Annotated in this window: 20 protein-coding genes; 3 read left to right on the top strand and 17 right to left on the bottom strand. The window is 70.2% G+C overall.

Translation table 11 applies throughout. From position 1 onward, the window contains the following. Positions 1-55: 55 nt before the first annotated feature. The 13 genes from nuoK to CXR44_RS13995 form a co-directional block, all read right to left on the bottom strand. On the bottom strand, positions 56-352 hold the full coding sequence (nuoK, locus tag CXR44_RS13935; protein ID WP_101786342.1) for an NADH-quinone oxidoreductase subunit NuoK: 297 nt from the start codon (positions 350-352) through the stop codon (positions 56-58). Beyond that, positions 349-1,107, bottom strand: a complete 759-nt coding sequence (locus tag CXR44_RS13940; RefSeq protein ID WP_101786344.1) for an NADH-quinone oxidoreductase subunit J — start codon at positions 1,105-1,107, stop codon at positions 349-351. Before CXR44_RS13940 ends, nuoK begins: the two co-directional genes overlap by 4 nt. After that, entirely contained in the window at positions 1,100-1,615 is a 516-nt protein-coding gene (nuoI, locus tag CXR44_RS13945) for an NADH-quinone oxidoreductase subunit NuoI (protein WP_101786346.1), read from the bottom strand. Before nuoI ends, CXR44_RS13940 begins: the two co-directional genes overlap by 8 nt. Continuing rightward, entirely contained in the window at positions 1,602-2,951 is a 1,350-nt protein-coding gene (nuoH, locus tag CXR44_RS13950) for an NADH-quinone oxidoreductase subunit NuoH (RefSeq protein WP_101786348.1), read from the bottom strand. The genes nuoI and nuoH overlap by 14 nt, the downstream gene beginning before the upstream one ends. Then, positions 2,948-5,335: an NADH-quinone oxidoreductase subunit G gene (locus CXR44_RS13955; protein WP_101786350.1), complete on the bottom strand. Its 2,388-nt coding sequence runs from the start codon at positions 5,333-5,335 to the stop codon at positions 2,948-2,950. Before CXR44_RS13955 ends, nuoH begins: the two co-directional genes overlap by 4 nt. Then, the gene (gene nuoF / locus CXR44_RS13960) at positions 5,332-6,621 is read right to left on the bottom strand and encodes an NADH-quinone oxidoreductase subunit NuoF (protein ID WP_101786352.1); all 1,290 of its coding nucleotides are present in this window, start codon (positions 6,619-6,621) and stop codon (positions 5,332-5,334) included. Before nuoF ends, CXR44_RS13955 begins: the two co-directional genes overlap by 4 nt. Next, entirely contained in the window at positions 6,618-7,274 is a 657-nt protein-coding gene (nuoE, locus tag CXR44_RS13965; protein ID WP_101786354.1) for an NADH-quinone oxidoreductase subunit NuoE, read from the bottom strand. The genes nuoF and nuoE overlap by 4 nt, the downstream gene beginning before the upstream one ends. Next, a complete protein-coding gene (locus tag CXR44_RS13970) occupies positions 7,271-8,596 on the bottom strand; it encodes an NADH-quinone oxidoreductase subunit D (protein ID WP_101786356.1) in 1,326 nt (441 codons plus the stop codon). Before CXR44_RS13970 ends, nuoE begins: the two co-directional genes overlap by 4 nt. Beyond that, positions 8,593-9,273 (bottom strand): NADH-quinone oxidoreductase subunit C, encoded by a 681-nt coding sequence (locus CXR44_RS13975; RefSeq protein ID WP_101786358.1) that lies wholly within the window; start codon positions 9,271-9,273, stop codon positions 8,593-8,595. The genes CXR44_RS13970 and CXR44_RS13975 overlap by 4 nt, the downstream gene beginning before the upstream one ends. Continuing rightward, complete coding sequence (locus tag CXR44_RS13980; protein WP_101786360.1) at positions 9,270-9,821, bottom strand: NuoB/complex I 20 kDa subunit family protein; 552 nt, start codon at positions 9,819-9,821, stop codon at positions 9,270-9,272. The genes CXR44_RS13975 and CXR44_RS13980 overlap by 4 nt, the downstream gene beginning before the upstream one ends. Before the next feature lie 2 nt (positions 9,822-9,823). Further along, complete coding sequence (locus CXR44_RS13985) at positions 9,824-10,219, bottom strand: NADH-quinone oxidoreductase subunit A (RefSeq protein WP_101786362.1); 396 nt, start codon at positions 10,217-10,219, stop codon at positions 9,824-9,826. 73 nt (positions 10,220-10,292) lie between these two features. Continuing rightward, positions 10,293-11,549: a geranylgeranyl reductase family protein gene (locus CXR44_RS13990; RefSeq protein WP_101786365.1), complete on the bottom strand. Its 1,257-nt coding sequence runs from the start codon at positions 11,547-11,549 to the stop codon at positions 10,293-10,295. 150 nt (positions 11,550-11,699) lie between these two features. Further along, positions 11,700-12,416, bottom strand: coding sequence for a demethylmenaquinone methyltransferase (locus tag CXR44_RS13995; RefSeq protein ID WP_101786367.1), 717 nt, complete (start codon positions 12,414-12,416; stop codon positions 11,700-11,702). A gap of 77 nt (positions 12,417-12,493) precedes the next feature. On the opposite strand from CXR44_RS13995, the gene CXR44_RS14000 reads away from it, so the two are divergent. Next, positions 12,494-13,705: a hypothetical protein gene (locus CXR44_RS14000; protein WP_101786369.1), complete on the top strand. Its 1,212-nt coding sequence runs from the start codon at positions 12,494-12,496 to the stop codon at positions 13,703-13,705. Here CXR44_RS14000 and CXR44_RS14005 read toward each other — a convergent pair. After that, complete coding sequence (locus CXR44_RS14005; RefSeq protein WP_101786371.1) at positions 13,702-13,920, bottom strand: DUF4229 domain-containing protein; 219 nt, start codon at positions 13,918-13,920, stop codon at positions 13,702-13,704. The genes CXR44_RS14000 and CXR44_RS14005 overlap by 4 nt on opposite strands. A gap of 256 nt (positions 13,921-14,176) precedes the next feature. On the opposite strand from CXR44_RS14005, the gene CXR44_RS14010 reads away from it, so the two are divergent. After that, entirely contained in the window at positions 14,177-14,398 is a 222-nt protein-coding gene (locus CXR44_RS14010) for a BldC family transcriptional regulator (RefSeq protein WP_026214226.1), read from the top strand. Positions 14,399-14,543: 145 nt separating this feature from the next. Here CXR44_RS14010 and CXR44_RS14015 read toward each other — a convergent pair whose 3' ends face one another. After that, entirely contained in the window at positions 14,544-14,807 is a 264-nt protein-coding gene (locus tag CXR44_RS14015; protein ID WP_101786373.1) for a hypothetical protein, read from the bottom strand. Between the two features lie 10 nt (positions 14,808-14,817). After that, complete coding sequence (locus CXR44_RS14020) at positions 14,818-15,684, bottom strand: hypothetical protein (protein ID WP_245899132.1); 867 nt, start codon at positions 15,682-15,684, stop codon at positions 14,818-14,820. A gap of 396 nt (positions 15,685-16,080) precedes the next feature. Here CXR44_RS14020 and CXR44_RS14025 point away from each other — a divergent pair, with 396 nt between their 5' ends. Continuing rightward, positions 16,081-16,383 (top strand): PLD nuclease N-terminal domain-containing protein, encoded by a 303-nt coding sequence (locus CXR44_RS14025; protein ID WP_101786377.1) that lies wholly within the window; start codon positions 16,081-16,083, stop codon positions 16,381-16,383. A gap of 23 nt (positions 16,384-16,406) precedes the next feature. Here CXR44_RS14025 and ccsB read toward each other — a convergent pair. Further along, positions 16,407-17,256 (bottom strand): c-type cytochrome biogenesis protein CcsB (gene ccsB, locus CXR44_RS14030; RefSeq protein WP_101786613.1); only part of this gene is annotated, 850 nt, incomplete at its 5' end.

Below are 17,256 nucleotides of genomic sequence, written 5' to 3' on the forward strand. Positions count from 1 at the left end.
CACTCCGCCGGCGGTGTGCTGGACGATCTCAACAGGAGATTCCACCAGTCACCTCTTAGTACTTCAGCAGGTTGGCGTCGTCGACCGACGCGGACCTGCGGGTTCGGAAGATCGTCACGATGATGGCCAGGCCGACCACGACCTCGGCCGCGGCCACCACCATCACGAAGAACGCGATGATCTGGCCTTCGAGGTTGCCGTGCTGCCGGGCGAAGGTGACGAACGCGAGGTTGCAGGCGTTGAGCATGAGCTCGACGCACATGAACACCACGATCGCGTTGCGCCGGATCAGCACCCCCAGGGCGCCGATGGCGAACAGCAGGCCCGACAGGACCAGGTAGTGCGCGGTCACTTGGACTCCTCCTCGGCCTTGTGCTGGATGGCCTCGGCCAGCTTGGGGTCCTCGGGCAGGTGGTCGTGCTCCACGTCGTAGCGCGCGATGTAGCGGTTGACCGAGTCCTCCGCGACGGAGCCGTCGGGCAGCAGTGCCGGCATGTCGATGGCGTTGTTGCGGGCGTACGTGCCGGGGCCCGGCAGCGGGGAGGGCCGGTCGCCGCGGAAGCGGGCCCGCGACAGGTCCTTCTGCGTGGCCTTCTCGGTGAGCCGCTCGCGGTGCGCCAGCACCATCGCGGCGAGCGCCGCCGTGATGAGCAGCGCCGAGGTGACCTCGAACGCGAACACGTACTTGGTGAACAGCAGCAGCGCCACCGAACGGACGTTGCCGCCCTGCGCCGTGGCGGCGGCCAGCCCGGTCTGCCCGGCGAAGACGGCGTTGCCGATGGCCAGCACGATGAGGGTGGCGAAGCCGATGCCGGCGATCGCGGCCCAGAAGCGCTGGCCTCTCAGCGTCTCCACCAGCGAGTCGGACGAGTCGACGCCGACCAGCATGAGCGTGAACAGGAAGAGCATCATGACGGCGCCGGTGTAGACGATGATCTGCACCGCGGCCAGGAACGGCGCGTCCTGCACGGCGTACAGGACGGCCAGGCAGAGCATCACGGAGCCGAGCATCAGGGCGGAGTAGACGGCCTTCCGGTTGAAGACCATGCCGAGCGCCGCACCGACGGACACCACGGCGAGCACCCAGAACGTGATGGTCTCACCCATTGGTCCGTCCCAGCCGGTAGTAGTCCTCTTCGGTGTCGCCGAGGCGCATCGGGTGCGGAGGCTGCTCCATGCCCTGCGTCAGCGGCGCGAGGAGCATCTCCTTGGTGTAGATGAGCGCCTCGCGGTCGCCGTCGGCCAACTCGTACTCGTTGGTCATGGTGAGCGCCCGCGTGGGACAGGCCTCGATGCACAGGCCGCACAGGATGCACCGCAGATAGTTGATCTGGTAGGTGCGGCCGTAGCGCTCACCGGGCGAGAAGCGCTCCTCCTCGGTGTTGTCCGCGCCCTCCACGTAGATCGCGTCGGCGGGACACGCCCAGGCGCACAGCTCGCAGCCGACGCACTTCTCCAGCCCGTCGGGCCAGCGGTTGAGCTGGTGGCGACCGTGGAAGCGCGGCGCCGTCGGGCGCTTGACCTCCGGGTAGTTGGTCGTGACGGGCTTCTTGAACATCGTGTGGAAGGTGACCCCGAAGCCCTTGACGGGGTTCAGCCAATCAGTTAGTCCCACTGGGAATCTCCTTGTGCTGCACCCCGTGGTAGTGCGGCAGATCAAGCGGCGGCACCGGGAAGCCACCTGCCGCCGGCTCGTTGGACAGCTCCTCGAACTCCGCCTCGACCTCGGCCTTCCTGGCCTCCTTGCGGCGCTGGTTGACCGTGTCGAAGCGGGCCCAGATGGCCAGCGCGCCGATGACCACGATCGCCGCGAGCACCAGCACCGGAACCAGGCTGGCGTCGGTGAACGTGCCGTCGCGGACGTACATGACGGCCCGGACGGAGGCGACCAGCATGATCCACGCCAGGTTGAGCGGGATGAGGACCTTCCAGCCGAGCGACATGAGCTGGTCGTAGCGGACGCGCGGCAGCGAGGCCCGCACCCAGATGATGAAGCTGAAGGTCAGCGCGAACTTGATGAAGAACCACAGCACCGGCCACCAGCCCTGGTTGGCGCCGTCCCACAGCGAGATCGGCCACGGGGCCCGCCAGCCGCCGAGGAACAGCGTCACGGCGATGCCGGAGGCGGTGAAGGTGTGCAGGTACTCGCCCATCATGATCAGAGCGAACTTCAGCGACGAGGAGTACTCGGTCTGGAAGCCGCCGACCAGCTCGCCCTCGCCCTCGGGCAGGTCGAACGGGATGCGGGCCGCCTCGCCGAACATGCAGACCACGTAGATGAGGAACGACGGCAGCAGCAGGATGGCGAACCACGACGGCATCGAGACGCCGAGGAACTCGCCTCCGCCCGCCTGCGCCTTGACGATCTCGGACGTGGACAGCGTCCCCGCGAAGAGGAAGACGCCCACGAACGACAGCCCCATCGCGATCTCGTACGAGACCACCTGGGCCGCCGACCGCAGTCCGCCCAGCAGCGCGTACGGCGAGCGCGACGACCATCCGGCGAGCACCACCCCGTAGACCGAGATGGCGCCCATGGCCAGCATGAAGAGCACCGCCACCGGCAGGTCGACGAGCTGCAGCGGCGTCTGCACGCCGAACAGGTTGACCATCGGCCCGAACGGCACGATCGAGAAGGCCAGGAAGGCCGGGATGACCATGATGACCGGGGCCAGCAGGTAGAGCACCTTGTCCACGGTCCGCGGGAAGATGTCCTCCTTCAGGCCCATCTTGATCCCGTCGGCCACCGACTGCAGGAGGCCGAACTTGCCGGCCCGGTTGGGGCCGAAGCGGTTCTGCATCCGCGAGATCAGCTTGCGCTCGTACCAGACGCCGAACAGGATGCCCAGCATCAGGAAGGCGAAGAGCATCACGGCCTTGATGATGGTGATCCAGAGCGGGTCCTTGCCGAAGTCGGCGAGGGTCGGATCGGCCGCGAGAACGTGGGTCATGAGGCGCTCCCGATGGTGACGATGTCGCCGGCCACCACGCTCAGGTCACGGGTGACCGAGCAGCCGCCGGAGTTCGCCGGGACCCAGACCACCCTGTCGGGCAGGTCCGCGACCCGGACCGGCAGCGTGACCGGGTTGGGCCCGGGGCCGCCGATGACGAGCTTGTCGCCGTCGGTGACGCCGATCTCCGCGGCCGTGTCCGGCGAGAGCAGGGCCTCGGCGGGGCGGGCGGTGCCCGCGAGGTAGGGCTCGCCGTCCTGCAGCCGGCCGTCGTCGAGGAGCCGGTGCCAGGTGGCGAGCAGCGCCTCGCCCGCCGCGGGGGCGGGCTCCGGCCGGGTGGCGGCGTTGGGAGCGGCGACGCGGCTGCCGCGCCAGGCGCCGATGGCGCTCAGCTCGCGGCGGGCGGCCTTGGCGTCGGGCAGGCCCAGGTGGATGTCCATCCGGTCGGCCAGGCTGCCGAGCACGGCCAGCTCGCTCTGCAGGCCGGGCTTCTTCAGCGGCGCCTCGAACGAGCGGCCGCGGCCCTCCCAGTTGACGAACGTGCCGCTCTTCTCCTGCACCGCGGCGACCGGCAGGACCACGTCGGCCCGGTCGGTGACGGCGCTGGCGCGGATCTCCAGGCTGACGATGAACGGGGTGTTCTCCAGCGCCGCGAGCGCGGCGGCCGGGTCGGCCAGGTCGTAGGGGTCGACACCGGCCACGACCAGCGCGTCGATCTCCCCTGCGGCCGCGGCGGCGAGGATGCCGCCGGTGTCGCGGCCCGGCGTGGCGGGCAGCGAGGCGACGTTCCACGCCTTGGCCACCTCGGCGCGGGCGCTCTCGTCGGCGACCGGGCGGCCGATCGGCAGCAGGTTGGGCAGCGCGCCGGCCTCCAGGGCGCCGCGCTCGCCGGCCCGCCGCGGGATCCAGGCCAGCCGGGCGCCGGAGGCGGCGCTGAGCCGCACCAGGGCCGACAGGGCGCCGGGGACGGTGGCCAGGCGCTCGCCGGCGAGCACCACGGTGCCCTCGGCGAGGGAGCCGACCAGGTCGCCGATGGCGTCGGCCTCGCCGCCGGGCGCGGTGCGGATGAGCGTGGCGCCCATCCTGGCCAGGCTCGGGGAGGCGAACGGCGCGATGGCGCTGATCTTCAGGCCGTGCTTCTTCCACGCCTTGCGCAGGCGCAGGAAGACGATGGGCGACTCCTCCTCCGGCTCGAACCCGACGAGCAGCACCGCGGGCGCGCTCTCCAGGTCGGCGTAGGAGATCTCGATGCCCTTGCCGGCCACCGCGTGCGCGAGGAACTGCGCCTCCTCCGCGGAGTGCGGGCGGGCGCGGAAGTCGACGTCGTTGGTGCCGAGGGCGACACGGGCGAACTTGGCGTAGCCGTACGCCTCCTCGACCGTCACCCGGCCGCCGACCAGCACGCCGGCCTTGCCGCGGGCGGCGGCGAGGCCCGCGGCGGCGACGCTGAGCGCCTCCGGCCAGGAGGCCGGGACGAGTACGCCCTCCTCGTTGCGGACGAGCGGCTGCTGCAGGCGGTCGGGCTGCGTGGCGTAGGTGAACGCCCAGCGGCCCTTGTCGCAGTTCCACTCCTCGTTGACGAGCGGGTCGTTGCCGGCCAGGCGGCGGGTGACCCGGCCGCGCCGGTGGTCGGTGCGCATCGCGCAGCCCGACGCGCAGTGCTCGCACGCGCTCGGCGTGGAGACCAGGTCGAACGGCCGCGCCCGGAACCGGTAGGCGGCGCCGGTCAGCGCGCCGACCGGGCAGATCTGCACGGTGTTGCCGGAGAAGTAGGACTGGAACGGCTCGCCGTCGGCGACGCCCACCTGCTCCTTGGCGCCGCGCTCGAAGAACTCGATGAACGGGTCGCCGGCGATCTGGTCGGAGAAGCGGATGCAGCGGGCGCACTGCACGCAGCGCTCCCGGTCGAGCAGCACCTGCGTGGACAGCGGCAGCGGCTTGGGGAAGGTCCGCTTCTGCTCCTGGAAGCGCGACTCGCCCTGGCCGTTGCTCATGGCCTGGTTCTGCAGAGGGCACTCGCCGCCCTTGTCGCAAACGGGGCAGTCGAGCGGGTGGTTGAGGAGCAGGAACTCCATCGCCGCGCGCTGCGCCTTCTCGGCGACCGGGGAGGTGAGCTGGGTCTGCACGACCATGCCCTCGGCGACCTCGATCGCGCAGGACGGCTGCGGCTTGGGGAAGCCGCGGCCGTTGCCGGCGTCGGGGATGTCGACGAGGCACTGGCGGCAGTTGGCCGCCGGGTCGAGCAGCGGGTGGTCGCAGAAGCGCGGGATCTGGATGCCCAGCAGCTCTGCCGCCCTGATGATCAGGGTGCCCTTGGGGACGCTGACCTGGAACCCGTCGATCGTGCAGGTCACCAGGGTCGTCTCTACAGCGGTCGTTGTCACTGGTCACCCCAGAGAGTGGACTTCTTCGCGTCGAACGGGCAGCCGCCGATCTCGAAGTGCTTGAGGTACTCGTCGCGGAAGTACTTCACCGAGGAGTGGATCGGGCTGGTCGCACCGTCGCCGAGGGCGCAGAAGGAGCGGCCCAGGATGTTGTCGGCGATGTCGGTGATGGTCGCCAGGTCCTCCTCGGTGCCCTGCCCCTTCTCCAGCCGCTTGAGCACCTGCTTGAGCCAGTAGGTGCCCTCACGGCAGGGGGTGCACTTGCCGCACGACTCGTGTGCGTAGAACTCGGTCCAGCGCAGCACGGTGCGGACCACGCAGGTGGTCTCGTCGAAGATCTGCAGGGCGCGGGTGCCGAGCATGGAGCCCTTGGCGCCGACCGCCTCGAAGTCGAGCGGAACGTCCAGGTGCTCGTCGGTGAAGATCGGCGTCGAGGAGCCGCCCGGGGTCCAGAACTTGATCCGGTGGCCCTGGCGGATGCCGCCCGCCATGTCGAGGAGCTCGCGCAGCGTGATGCCGAGCGGCGCCTCGTACTGGCCGGGCCGGGTGACGTGGCCGCTCAGCGAGAAGATGCCGAAGCCCTTCGACTTCTCGGTGCCCATCCCGGCGAACCAGTCGGCCCCGTTGGCGATGATCGAGGGAACACTGGCCACGGACTCCACGTTGTTCACAACAGTCGGCGAGGCGTACAGGCCCGCCACGGCCGGGAACGGAGGCTTGAGACGCGGTTGACCTCTGTGGCCCTCCAGCGAGTCGAGCAGCGCCGTCTCCTCGCCGCAGATGTAGGCGCCGGCCCCGCTGTGCACGACGAGCTCCAGGTCGTAGCCGGAGCCGAGGATGTCGGTGCCGAGGTAGCCCTTGGCGTACGCCTCGCGCACGGCCGCGTGCAGCCTGCGGATGACGTGCAGCACCTCGCCGCGCACGTAGATGAAGGCGTGGTTGGCGCGGATGGCGTAGGAGGTGATGATGACGCCCTCGATGAGCGAGTGCGGGTTGGCCATCATCAGCGGGATGTCCTTGCAGGTGCCCGGCTCCGACTCGTCGGCGTTGACGACGAGGTAGTGCGGCTTGCCGTCGCCCTGCGGGATGAAGCCCCACTTCATGCCGGTCGGGAATCCCGCGCCGCCGCGGCCGCGCAGGCCCGAGTCCTTCACGGCCTGGATGACGGCGTCGGGGTCCATGCCGAGCGCCTTCTTGGCGGCGTCGTACGGGCCGTAGCCGTCGAGGGTGAAGGAGTCGGGCCGGTCCCAGTTGGCGGTCAGGACCGGAGTCAAGGTGGTACTCATGCCTCGGGGGCCTTCCATCCGTTGGCCTTGGCGACCTTGAGGCCCTCCAGCGAGGGGCCGGCGGCCGACGGGCCCTCGCCCGCCAGGTCGTCGGGCAGGCCCGCGAGCACGCGCGAGGCCTCCTTGAAGGTGCACAGCTTCTTGGGACCGCGGGTCGGCCGCACGTCCTTGCCGTCGCGCAGGTCGTCGACGAGCTGCTTGGCCGACTCAGGCGTCTGGTTGTCGAAGAACTCCCAGTTGACCATCATGACGGGGGCGAAGTCGCAGGCCGCGTTGCACTCCAGGCGCTCCAGCGAGACCTTGCCGTCGGACGTGGTCTCCTCGTGACCGACGCCGACGTGCTCCGACAGCTCCTCCCAGATCTCGTCGCCGCCCATGACCGCGCACAGCGCGTTGATGCACACGCCGACGTGGTAGTCGCCGGCGGGCCTGCGCTTGTACATGGTGTAGAAGGTCGAGACGCCGACGACCTCGGCCTTGCTGAGGCCGAGCATCTCCGCGCAGAACTCGTGGCCGTCGTCGGAGACGTAGCCGTCCTCGGACTGCACGAGGTGGAGCAGCGGCAGCAGGGCCGACCGCGCCTTCGGGTAGCGGCCGATGATCTCCTTGGCGTCCTGTTCGAGACGCTCGCGGACCTCTGGTGCGTAGCTCACCGGTCCACACCTCCCATGACGGGGTCGATAGATGCCACCGCGGCGATCACGTCGGCGACCTGGCCGCCCTCCGCCATGGCGGGGAAGCCCTGCAGGTTGCAGAAGGAGGGCTCGCGGAAGTGGACGCGGTAGGGGCGGGTGCCGCCGTCGCTGACCACGTGCGCGCCGAGCTCGCCCTTGGGCGACTCGATGCTGGCGTACGCCTGCCCGGCCGGCACCCTGAAGCCCTCGGTCACCAGCTTGAAGTGGTGGATGAGGGCCTCCATGGAGCTGCCCATGATGTGCGCGATGTGGTCGGGGGAGTTGCCGAAGCCGTCGGGGCCGAGCGCGAGCTGCGCGGGCCAGCCGATCTTCTTGTCCTCGATCATCACCGGGTCGCCCTTGAGCGGGCCGGCGAGGCGGTCCAGAGCCTGCTCGATGATCTTGAGGGACTCCTCCATCTCCTTCATGCGCACGAGGTAGCGGCCGAACACGTCGCAGCTGCGCTCGGTCGGCACGTCGAACTCGTAGGTCTCGTAGCCGCAGTAGGGCTGCGACTTGCGCAGGTCCCACGGCAGCCCGGCGGCGCGCAGGATGGGGCCGGTGATGCCCAGCGCCATGCAGCCGGTCAGGTCGAGGTAGGCCACGTCCTGGGTGCGGCGCAGGTAGACGGGGTTCTCGTCGAGGAGCTTGCGGATGTCCTTGATCCGCTTGGGCATCTCCTTGAGGAACTCGCCGACCTTGTCGACCGCGCCGGCGGGCAGGTCGACGCTCACGCCGCCCGGCCGGACGTAGGCGTGGTTCATCCGCAGGCCGGTGATGTACTCGAACAGGTCCATGATCAGCTCGCGGTCGCGGTAGCCGAACAGGAACGGCGTGGTGGCGCCCAGCTCCATGCCGAACGTGCCCATCGCGACCAGGTGCGAGGAGATCCGGTTGAGCTCCATCATCATCACGCGGATGGCCTGGGCCCGGTCGGGGACCCGGTCCTCGATGCCGAGCAGCCTCTCGACGCCCAGGCAGTAGGCCGTCTCGTTGAAGATCGGCGACAGGTAGTCCATCCGGGTGACGAACGTGGTGCCCTGGGTCCACGTCCGGTATTCCATGTTCTTCTCGATACCGGTGTGCAGGTAGCCGATGACGCCGCGCGCCTCGGTGACCGTCTCACCGTCGAGGGTCAGCACGAGCCGGAGCACACCGTGGGTCGACGGGTGCTGCGGGCCCATGTTGACGACCAGGCGCTCCTCCTCGGAGTCGCGCACGCCGGTGACGACCTCGTCCCAGTCGGCGCCGGTGACCGAGTAGACCTTGCCCTCGGTGGCCTCGTCGTAGCCGGTGCTCACTGGTAGGACCTCCTCTGGTCGGGCGACGGGATGGTGGCGCCGCGGTACTCGACGGGGATGCCGCCGAGCGGGTAGTCCTTGCGCTGCGGGTGGCCGTCCCAGTCGTCCGGCATCATGATCCGGGTCAGCGCGGGGTGGCCGTCGAAGACGATGCCGAAGAAGTCGTACGTCTCGCGCTCGTGCCAGTCGTTGCCCGGGTAGACGCCGACGGTGGACGGGATGTGCGGGTCGGCGTCGGGGCAGCTCACCTCGAGCCGGATGCGCCGGTTGTGCGTGATGGAGCACAGGTGGTAGACGGCGTGCAGCTCCTCGCCCGTCAGGTGCGGGTAGTGGACGCCGGACACGCCGAGCGACAGCTCGAAGCGCAGGGCCGCGTCGTCGCGCAGCTTGCCGCAGACCTCGACGAGGCGTTCGCGCTTGACGTGCAGCGTCAGCTCACCGCGGTCCACGACGACGCGCTCGATCGCGTCGTCGAGGCCGAGACTGTCGACGACCTCGTCGAAGTAGCTCCCGTACGGGCGGGGGGTGGACAGCTGCGGCGCCCGCCGGACGACGAGCCCGCCGTAGCCGGAGGTGTCGCCGGAGTCGCTCGCCCCGAACATCCCGCGCCGGGCGACCGGCGACTCCGGGACCTCGGGAACCCCGGGCACCTCGGGAAGGTTGTCTGGGGAGGTCACTTGGCAGCCCCCTGGTCGATCAGCGGCAGGGCGCGCAGCTTCTGGCGTTCGAGCTCGTCGATCTGCTTGGCCCGGTGCGCGCCGAACTTCGTGTTCTGGATCTTGTCGTGCAGCTTGACGATCGCGTCGATGAGCATCTCCGGCCGCGGCGGGCAGCCGGGCAGGTAGATGTCGACGGGCACGATGTGGTCGACGCCCTGCACGATGGCGTAGTTGTTGAACATGCCGCCGCTGGAGGCGCACACGCCCATCGCGATGACCCACTTCGGCTCGGCCATCTGGTCGTAGATCTGCCGCAGGACGGGCGCCATCTTCTGCGACACGCGGCCCGCGACGATCATGAGGTCGGCCTGCCGGGGAGACGCCGAAGCGCGCTCCATGCCGAAGCGCGCCAGGTCGTAGTGGGGGCCACCGGTGGCCATCAGCTCGATGGCGCAACAGGCGAGCCCGAACGTGGCAGGCCACACGGAGTTCTTGCGGGCCCATCCGGCGGCCTGCTCGACCGTGCTGAGGATGAAGCCGCTGGGGAGTTTCTCTTCAAGTCCCATTTTCAGTCCCAGTCCAGACCCTTGCGGCGCCACACGTACGCGTAGGCGACGAGCACGGTGACGATGAACAGCAGCATCTCGACAAGCGCGAACACTCCGAGGCCCGAGGAGAGCACCGAGCCCACGTCGTTCTTCAGCGGCGCGAAGGACACAGCCCAGGGGTAAAGGAAGATGATCTCGATGTCGAACACGATGAAGAGCATCGCGGTGACCATGTACTTCAGCGGGAACCGTCCGCCACCGACGGGCTGGGGCGTCGGCTCGATGCCGCATTCGTAGGCGTCAAGCTTGGCGCGGTTCCAGCGCTTGGGGCCGGTGAAGGGAGCGATGGCGACCGAGAAGATCGCGAAGCCCCCCGCGAGAACGGCGAGCACCAGGATGGGCACGTAAAGGTCCATCGCTACGCCTCCTCCGGAGCCACGCGGGCGAACGCGCAGCCTGATCTATGGATGTGCCGGGTGTGTGTGGGATTCATGCTGGCGGCGCGACCTTCGAGAGTGCGTTGATGATCTTGTCTGACGCATCGCCCCGCCGGTCGGTGAGATTACCAAGGAGTTTGAGCGCGAAGCGCATCAGCCTCGGGTGGGGCAGACCGTGGCGGGTGCCGAAGCTCATGACCCCCGGCTTCCCGATCGCCTCGACGAACCACCTGCCGAGCGTGAAGTATCCGCCGTAGGCGTCCTTCAGTACCTGAGGATAGGTACGCAGGGTGCGTTCGCGGTGCGCGGGGGTGGTGTCCTTGCGCAGCGCCCGGGTGATGACCTCGGCCGCGATCTCCCCGGTCTCCATGGCGTAGGCGATGCCCTCACCGTTGAACGGGTTGATCGAGCCGCCGGAGTCGCCGACGAGCACGAGCCCGCGCGTGTAGTGGGGCTGGCGGTTGAACGCCATCGGGAGGGCGGCGCCGCGGATCGGGGCCGTCATGTTCTCCTCGGTGAAGCCCCATTCGGCCGGCATGGCCTTGCACCAGCGCTTCAGCAGGACGCGGTAGTCGATGTTGCCGAAGTGGGAGCTGGTGTTGAGCAGGCCGAGGCCGACGTTGGCGGTGCCGTCGCCGACGCCGAACACCCAGCCGTAGCCGGGCAGCAGCGTGTCGCCGTCCCAGAGCTCGAGCCAGGTCTCCAGGTAGTCGTCGTCGTGGCGGGGGCTGGTGAAGTAGGTGCGCACGGCCACGCCCATCGGGCGGTCCTCGCGCTTGTGCAGCCCCATGCCGAGGGCGAGCCGGGTGCTGTTGCCGTCGGCGGCGACCACCAGGCGGCTGCGGTAGGTCGCGCCGTCCTTGGTCGTCACGCCGACGACGTGACCGCTGCGGTCGTCGAGGACCGGGCCGGTGACGGTGACGCCCTGCATGAGCCGCGCCCCCGCCCGGACGGCGTGCTCGGCGACGATCTGGTCGAAGTCCTGGCGGGTGCGCACCAGGCCGAAGTCGGGGAACCGCTCCAGTCGCGGCCAGTCGAGCTCGAAACGGAGGCCGCCGCCGACGACCCGCAGGCCCTTGTTCCTGACCCAGCCGGGCGCGTCGACGTCGACGCCCATGTTGAGGAGCTGCTTGACCGCGCGGGGGGTCAGCCCGTCGCCGCAGACCTTCTCCCGGGGGAAGGTGGTCTTCTCGATGAGCAGCACGTCGAGCCCGGCCCGGGCGAGGTAAAAGGCGGTTGCGGAACCGGCGGGACCGGCGCCGACGACGATGACGTCGGCGTCAGCCTGTGTGGCTGTGGGCACGGTCACGGGACTGTCCTGTCCTACACGCTTGAAGGCCTCGGGTTGTGTCGCCTTCGTTCCTTTGTGAACCCCTTCACAAACTTGTTCGGCCCGCAGTCTACTGCTTTTCGTCCGAACAGTGGCAGCGGGGGCACACCCTTTGACCCAACCCGTCCGTCACGCGGGCTTGAACGCGCGGTGCATGGCCACGATACCCATCGTCAGGTTGCGCCAGGCGACCCGCTCCCACCCCGACTCGCGGATGAGGCCCGCCAGCTCCGCCTGGTCGGGCCAGTCACGGATCGACTCGGCCAGATATTCGTAGGAGTCGTCGTTGGAGCCGAACACCTTGGCCATCTTGGGCAGCAGCCGCATCAGGTATTCGCGGTAGACCAGGTCGAAGGCCGGCAGCGTCACGTGCGAGAACTCCAGCACCACGAGCCGCCCGCCCGGCTTGGTCACTCGGAGCATCTCGCGCAGCGCCTGCCCGGTGTCGTGCACGTTGCGCAGCGCCACCGAGATGGTCACGGCGTCGAAGCTCTCGTCGGCGAACGGCAGCCGCATCGCGTCTCCGGCGACGAACGGCACGCCCGGCCCGCTGAGCGCGTTGCCGCCGTGCCTGCGCACGCCCGTGCGCAGCATGCCGAGGGAGAAGTCGGAGGCGATCGCGCGGGCGCCCAGCGTCGTGAACGTGTCGGTGGAGGTGCCGGTGCCGGCGCCGAGGTCGAGCACCAGCTCGCCGGGCCCCGCGTCGACGGCCGCGGCCACGGCCTTGCGCCACAGCCGCACCTGGCCCATCGAGATCACGTCGTTGACCAGGTCGTAGCGCCGGGCGGTGCGGTCGAACATCGCGGCGACCTCGCCCGGCTTCTTGTCCAACTGAGCGCGCGTCATGACCCAAGCCTATGACCATACCGGCGATTGACGGAAAGTATCCACACCGCTACGGACAGCCTGCTAGAACTTGGCGAATGCTTGCCCGAGTCACCCTCGCGGCCCTGCTGGCCGCCTCACCCACCGCCCACTCCCGCGTCGTGTCGGCCGACCCGGCCGACACGACTCCGCACGTGCTCGACGGCATCGTCAACGCGATCGCGCTGGTCGGCGGCACCGTCGTGGTCGGGGGGTCGTTCAGCGAGGTGCGCGACTCCGGGCGCACGACGACGCTGGCCCGCGACAACCTGTTCGCCTACGACCTGGTCACGGGCCGCATCCTGCCCGGCTTCGCGCCGGAGGTGGACGGACCCGTGCACGGCCTGGCCGCCGGCGAGGCGGGCACGGTCTACGTGGGCGGTGACTTCCCCTCGGTCAACGGCGCGACCGCCAGGTCGCTGGCCCGGCTCCGGCTGCGCGACGGCTCCCTGGTGACCGGTTTCGCCCCGCGCGTCGCCGGCGGCATGGTCGCCACGCTGGCCCGGCAGGGCCGCCACCTGTACGCGGGAGGCGATTTCACCCGGCCGCGCACGGCCCTGGCCAGGCTCGACGCGACGACCGGCGCGGCCGACCCGAGGTTCGCGATCACGCCGGGGGCGCCGCTGACCCCGCGCGTGAAGGTGCACGCGCTCGCGGTGGCGGGCGGCAGGCTCGCGGTGGACGGCAGCTTCACCACGCTCGGCGGCCGGTCACGGCCGCAGCTCGGGCTGATCGACGTCAGCCGCCCGACGGCCACGGTCGCCGCCTGGCGGACCTCGGCGTACGCGCCGGCGTGCAGGCGGGTCTTCCCCTCGTACGTGCGGGGCCTCGACTTCTCCCCCGACGGGCGCTACTTCGTCGTCGTCACCACGGGCGGGGCGGGCACCGCGACCAGGCTGTGCGACACCGCGGCGCGGTTCGAGACCCACGCGACGGCGGCGGACGTGCGGCCCACGTGGGTCAACCACACCGGCGGCGACTCGCTCTACGCGGTGGCGGTGACGGGGGCGGCGGTCTACGTCGGCGGCCACCTGCGGTGGCTGAACAATCCCCGTGGCCGCGACTCGGCGGGGCCCGGCGCGGTGGCGCGCGAGGGGATCGGGGCCATTCATCCCGGCACGGGCAAGGCGCTCGCGTGGAATCCGGGACGCGAGCGCGGGATCGGGGTGAAGGCGTTCCTGCCTCACCCGGGGGGCCTACTGGTCGGTAGCGACACCACAAGACTTGGACGGGAGTACCATGCCCGGATTGGCATGTTCCCCCTGCCCTAGTCGTCGTGCCGCTTCGAGCGGTTGAGTCTGCCGCTGAGCCGTGCGCTCATCGCGTCGCGTTGCTTCGACAGCAGCACATAACTCACGACGCCGCTCACCAGGAACGCCACCACGGTCAGCACGAACAGGTTTTGCAGGCCGAGCAGGTAGAGCACGCCGAAGGCCACGACGAACAGAAGGACGCGCAACAGGGTGTAAACGAGAACGGGACGCACAACGTCGAGGTTACTCGGCGGACAGTGCGGTCGCTCTTCGCATCCGGCACGAGCGCTGCTAGTGTTCACAGTCAGGGAGTTTCGTAAAGAAACACCCATGAGAGCCCCAAAGAGGCTCTATCATATAACAATCGGGCAGTCAGCTGATAACAACCCGTGATCTTTGTCGAAAACCACGGATAAATCAGGCTTCGCTCGACACACTGGTTACCTGTCCGCCCGCTGGCAGGAAGCGGGATGCGAGGGGGAGAGATTGGTGGAGAGTAGCAGCGAGCGTCTGCTGACCCCGGGAGAGGTTGCCGCCCTCTTCCGAGTAGACCCAAAGACGGTTACGCGCTGGGCTGCGGCAGGCCGCATCAGCAGTATCCGCACCCCCGGAGGGCACCGGCGGTTCCGCGAGTCGGAAGTGCACGCCCTTCTGCGTGGCGAGGATGTTCTGACGGCCGACCGGCCGGCAGGCGAGTCCCCGCGCGTGTGACGTTCCGTCATGGTGATCCTGCGCGCCAGGGTCACCGCGACGGGATGCCGATCTGGATCACGTACGGCACTCCAGGGCGCCAACCGCCGACCGTGGCTGGCGCCTGTCCAGACCTCCCCCGCGTCCCCGGCCCGCCGGCCCCGCGCTAGCCGCGCTCCGGCTCCTGCTCCCCCTGGGACTGCTCCGCCCTGAAGGCCAGGAACTCCCGCTCCAGCTTCTCGTCGTCCTCCTGCCAGCGGTCACGCCGCTCGGCCAGCTCCTCCTCCGTCAGCGACTCCGTCAGCCAGCGGTCGTAGTCGGGGTCGCCGGGCTCGACGTCCACGTAGGCGTTGCCGATCAGCCGGCCGTCCTCGCTGGTCAGGCTTCGCGGCACGCGCAGGGTCCCGTCAGCGAGCCGGATGACGTACATGCCCGATCACCTAGATTCCGTAGCGCCGGTTGAAGAACAGCATGACGTCGAGCGCCATCCGCGTATCTCCGTTCAGCATGTCGACGAGGGCGGGCCGCTGGCGCGAGGCGATGGCGGCGAAGGCGTCGGCGAAGAACTCCTTGCGGCCCAGCCCGCCCCCCTGGCGGTGGAAGGACGAGGCCAGCAGGGGCAGCACCTGCTCGTACAGTGCCACGAACTCCGGCGAGTCCGACACCCAGTCGCCGTAACCGGAGTCGATGTCGTCGATGGCGTGCCCCACCTCGTGCATCATCACGTCGGGTGTCGGCGACGGCCTGTCACCGACGACGATCTTGCGGTCGCCGTACGCGCCGGCGCAGATGTCCCAGGTGGCCCGGCCCGACGGCAGCGGGGCGCCGCGCAGGTATCCCATGTCGTCGAGGTCGGGCACGCCGCCGGGGCCGACGTAGATGCCTTCGAGCCCGTCGGCGAGCAGCTCCTTCAGCCGCTCGGGCAGCCGGGCGAGGCTCTCCACGGCACGGACGATCTCGGCCGGCGGCGGGCCCAGGCGGGCGTCCCACTGGCGGTGCAGGATCGTCTCCAGCCGGCCGCAGTGCCGCAGCCCGTCACCCAGCGAGGGCGCCTCGGGGCGGTGCGGCCGGGCTCTCAGGGGCGTGTCGTCCAGCTCGAAGTCGCGCCAGGTGTAGGCGGGCCGGTCCACCACCGCGGCCGGCAGCCGTTCGGCGCCGTCCGGCCGGCGACGGTCCCGCGAGCGCGCGCCCTCGCCGAGGTCGGGAAGGACGCGGTGCCGGTCGCCGCCCGGCCGCTCCGGCTCGGGCCGCTGCCGGCGCGACCGGTCGCGGCCCAGCCAGTCGCGCACCGACCTGTCACGGTCCACGCGGCCACCCCCGGGCCACAGGCTCCCGCGGCGGCCGCCGTCGCCTCCGCGCCCGGTCTCGGAGCCGCTCAGGCCGTCTCTGCCGGCTGTTGGGCGGAGGGCCCCGTCGTAGGCCCAGAAGGAGCGGTCGGCGTCGGGCGGCGCGTCACCGCGCCTGGAGAAGAGGTACGACCCGCGTCGCCACCATCGACCCCGCCGATGGCGGCCCTTGTCGGTCGAAAAGGCCATCGCACCTCTCCACGCCCGTGGCGCCCGCGCGATCCGCCGGACGATCGGGACCGCCCGGCGAGGGCTCCGCTGAATCGGGTTCCACGGTACGACGCGTACCTCCCCGAGTCACCCGAAATGGTGCATGTAGGTGACACGATCACGTCGCGAATGGCTTACAGTTCGGGCATGGCAGGTGTCCTGTTGGGCCTGGCTCTGTTGGCCTTCTGGCTCTATTCGCTGTTCGACGTGATCACCACCCCCGAGGAGGACGTCCGAAACGCCCCCAAGGCGCTGTGGCTGCTCATCGTGGCCCTCGTACCCCTGGTGGGCGGCCTGTTCTGGCTGGCGCGCGGCAGGCCGCTGACCGCCGCGGCGCGGGCGCGGCGGCAGCCCGGCGGGCCCCGGCCGCCGGCGCCAAAGGGCCCCGATGACGACCCCGAGTTCCTCCGCGAGCTGGACCGCCGCATGCGCGGCGGCAGCGACGACTGACCCCTCGGTGACGGGCGGGGCTCCTAGCCGACGTCGGCGTAGCTGTGGAGCCCCGAGATGAAGATGTTGACGCCGACCAGGTTGAACAGCAGGCAGGCCAGGGCGATGAGCTGGACGATCGTCGCCTTGCGGCCCCGCCAGCCCGCCGTGACGCGGGCGTGCAGGTAGGCGGCGTAGGCCACCCAGGTGATGAACGACCAGACCTCCTTGGGGTCCCAGCCCCAGTAGCGGCCCCACGCCTTGTCGGCCCACAGCGCCCCCGCGATGACGGCGAACGTCCACACCGGGAAGGCGAGCACGATCGCGCGGTGCGCCACCCGCTCCAGGTACTCCCGCGACGGCAGGCGCGACAGTCCGTCGCCGCGCACGAGGTAGAGGATGCCCGTGACGCCGGCCAGCACGAACAGGCCGCTGGCCAGGATGGCCGCCGAGACGTGGATGGCGATCCAGTAGGAGTTGAGCGCGGGCACCACCGGCCCGGCGGCGGTGTAGAGGAACTTGACGGCGAAGCCGAGCCCCAGCGCGGCCGCGAGCATCACGAACGGGCCGAGGAAGCGGACGTTGTACCTCAGGTGGGTGCCGAGGAACGCCGTCGCGGCGGCGAAGCAGATCGCCACCACGAACTCGTACATGTTGGCCCACGGCCAGCGCTCCACGGCCAGGCCGCGCGTGACGATGGCGGTCAGGTTGGCCGCCCACGCCCCCCAGCCCAGCAGCAGCGCCACCAGAGCCGCCTTGGACGCCCACCGCGGCGCCGCGCTCCCGGCGTCGGCGGGGACGTCGGCGCCGGCCCGGACCGGCGGCTCGTCGCCGCCACCGGCGCCCACGGCGACGGGCTGCCTGGCCCGGGGGGCGACCGTGCCCGCGCGGGCC

The organism is Nonomuraea indica (assembly GCF_002850745.1).
Taxonomy (GTDB): domain Bacteria; phylum Actinomycetota; class Actinomycetes; order Streptosporangiales; family Streptosporangiaceae; genus Nonomuraea; species Nonomuraea indica.

Bases quoted from the DNA above. Each gene is read 5' to 3' on its own strand.
- CXR44_RS14000 (WP_101786369.1), top strand. From the start codon at position 12,494: ATGCTTGCCCGAGTCACCCTCGCGGCCCTGCTGGCCGCCTCACCCACC.
- CXR44_RS13995 (WP_101786367.1), bottom strand. From the start codon at position 12,416: ATGACGCGCGCTCAGTTGGACAAGAAGCCGGGCGAGGTCGCCGCGATG.
- CXR44_RS14015 (WP_101786373.1), bottom strand. From the start codon at position 14,807: ATGTACGTCATCCGGCTCGCTGACGGGACCCTGCGCGTGCCGCGAAGC.
- nuoF (WP_101786352.1), bottom strand. From the start codon at position 6,621: ATGAGTACCACCTTGACTCCGGTCCTGACCGCCAACTGGGACCGGCCC.
- CXR44_RS13985 (WP_101786362.1), bottom strand. From the start codon at position 10,219: ATGGACCTTTACGTGCCCATCCTGGTGCTCGCCGTTCTCGCGGGGGGC.
- nuoH (WP_101786348.1), bottom strand. From the start codon at position 2,951: ATGACCCACGTTCTCGCGGCCGATCCGACCCTCGCCGACTTCGGCAAG.
- CXR44_RS14025 (WP_101786377.1), top strand. From the start codon at position 16,081: ATGGCAGGTGTCCTGTTGGGCCTGGCTCTGTTGGCCTTCTGGCTCTAT.
- CXR44_RS13980 (WP_101786360.1), bottom strand. From the start codon at position 9,821: ATGGGACTTGAAGAGAAACTCCCCAGCGGCTTCATCCTCAGCACGGTC.
- CXR44_RS13940 (WP_101786344.1), bottom strand. From the start codon at position 1,107: ATGGGTGAGACCATCACGTTCTGGGTGCTCGCCGTGGTGTCCGTCGGT.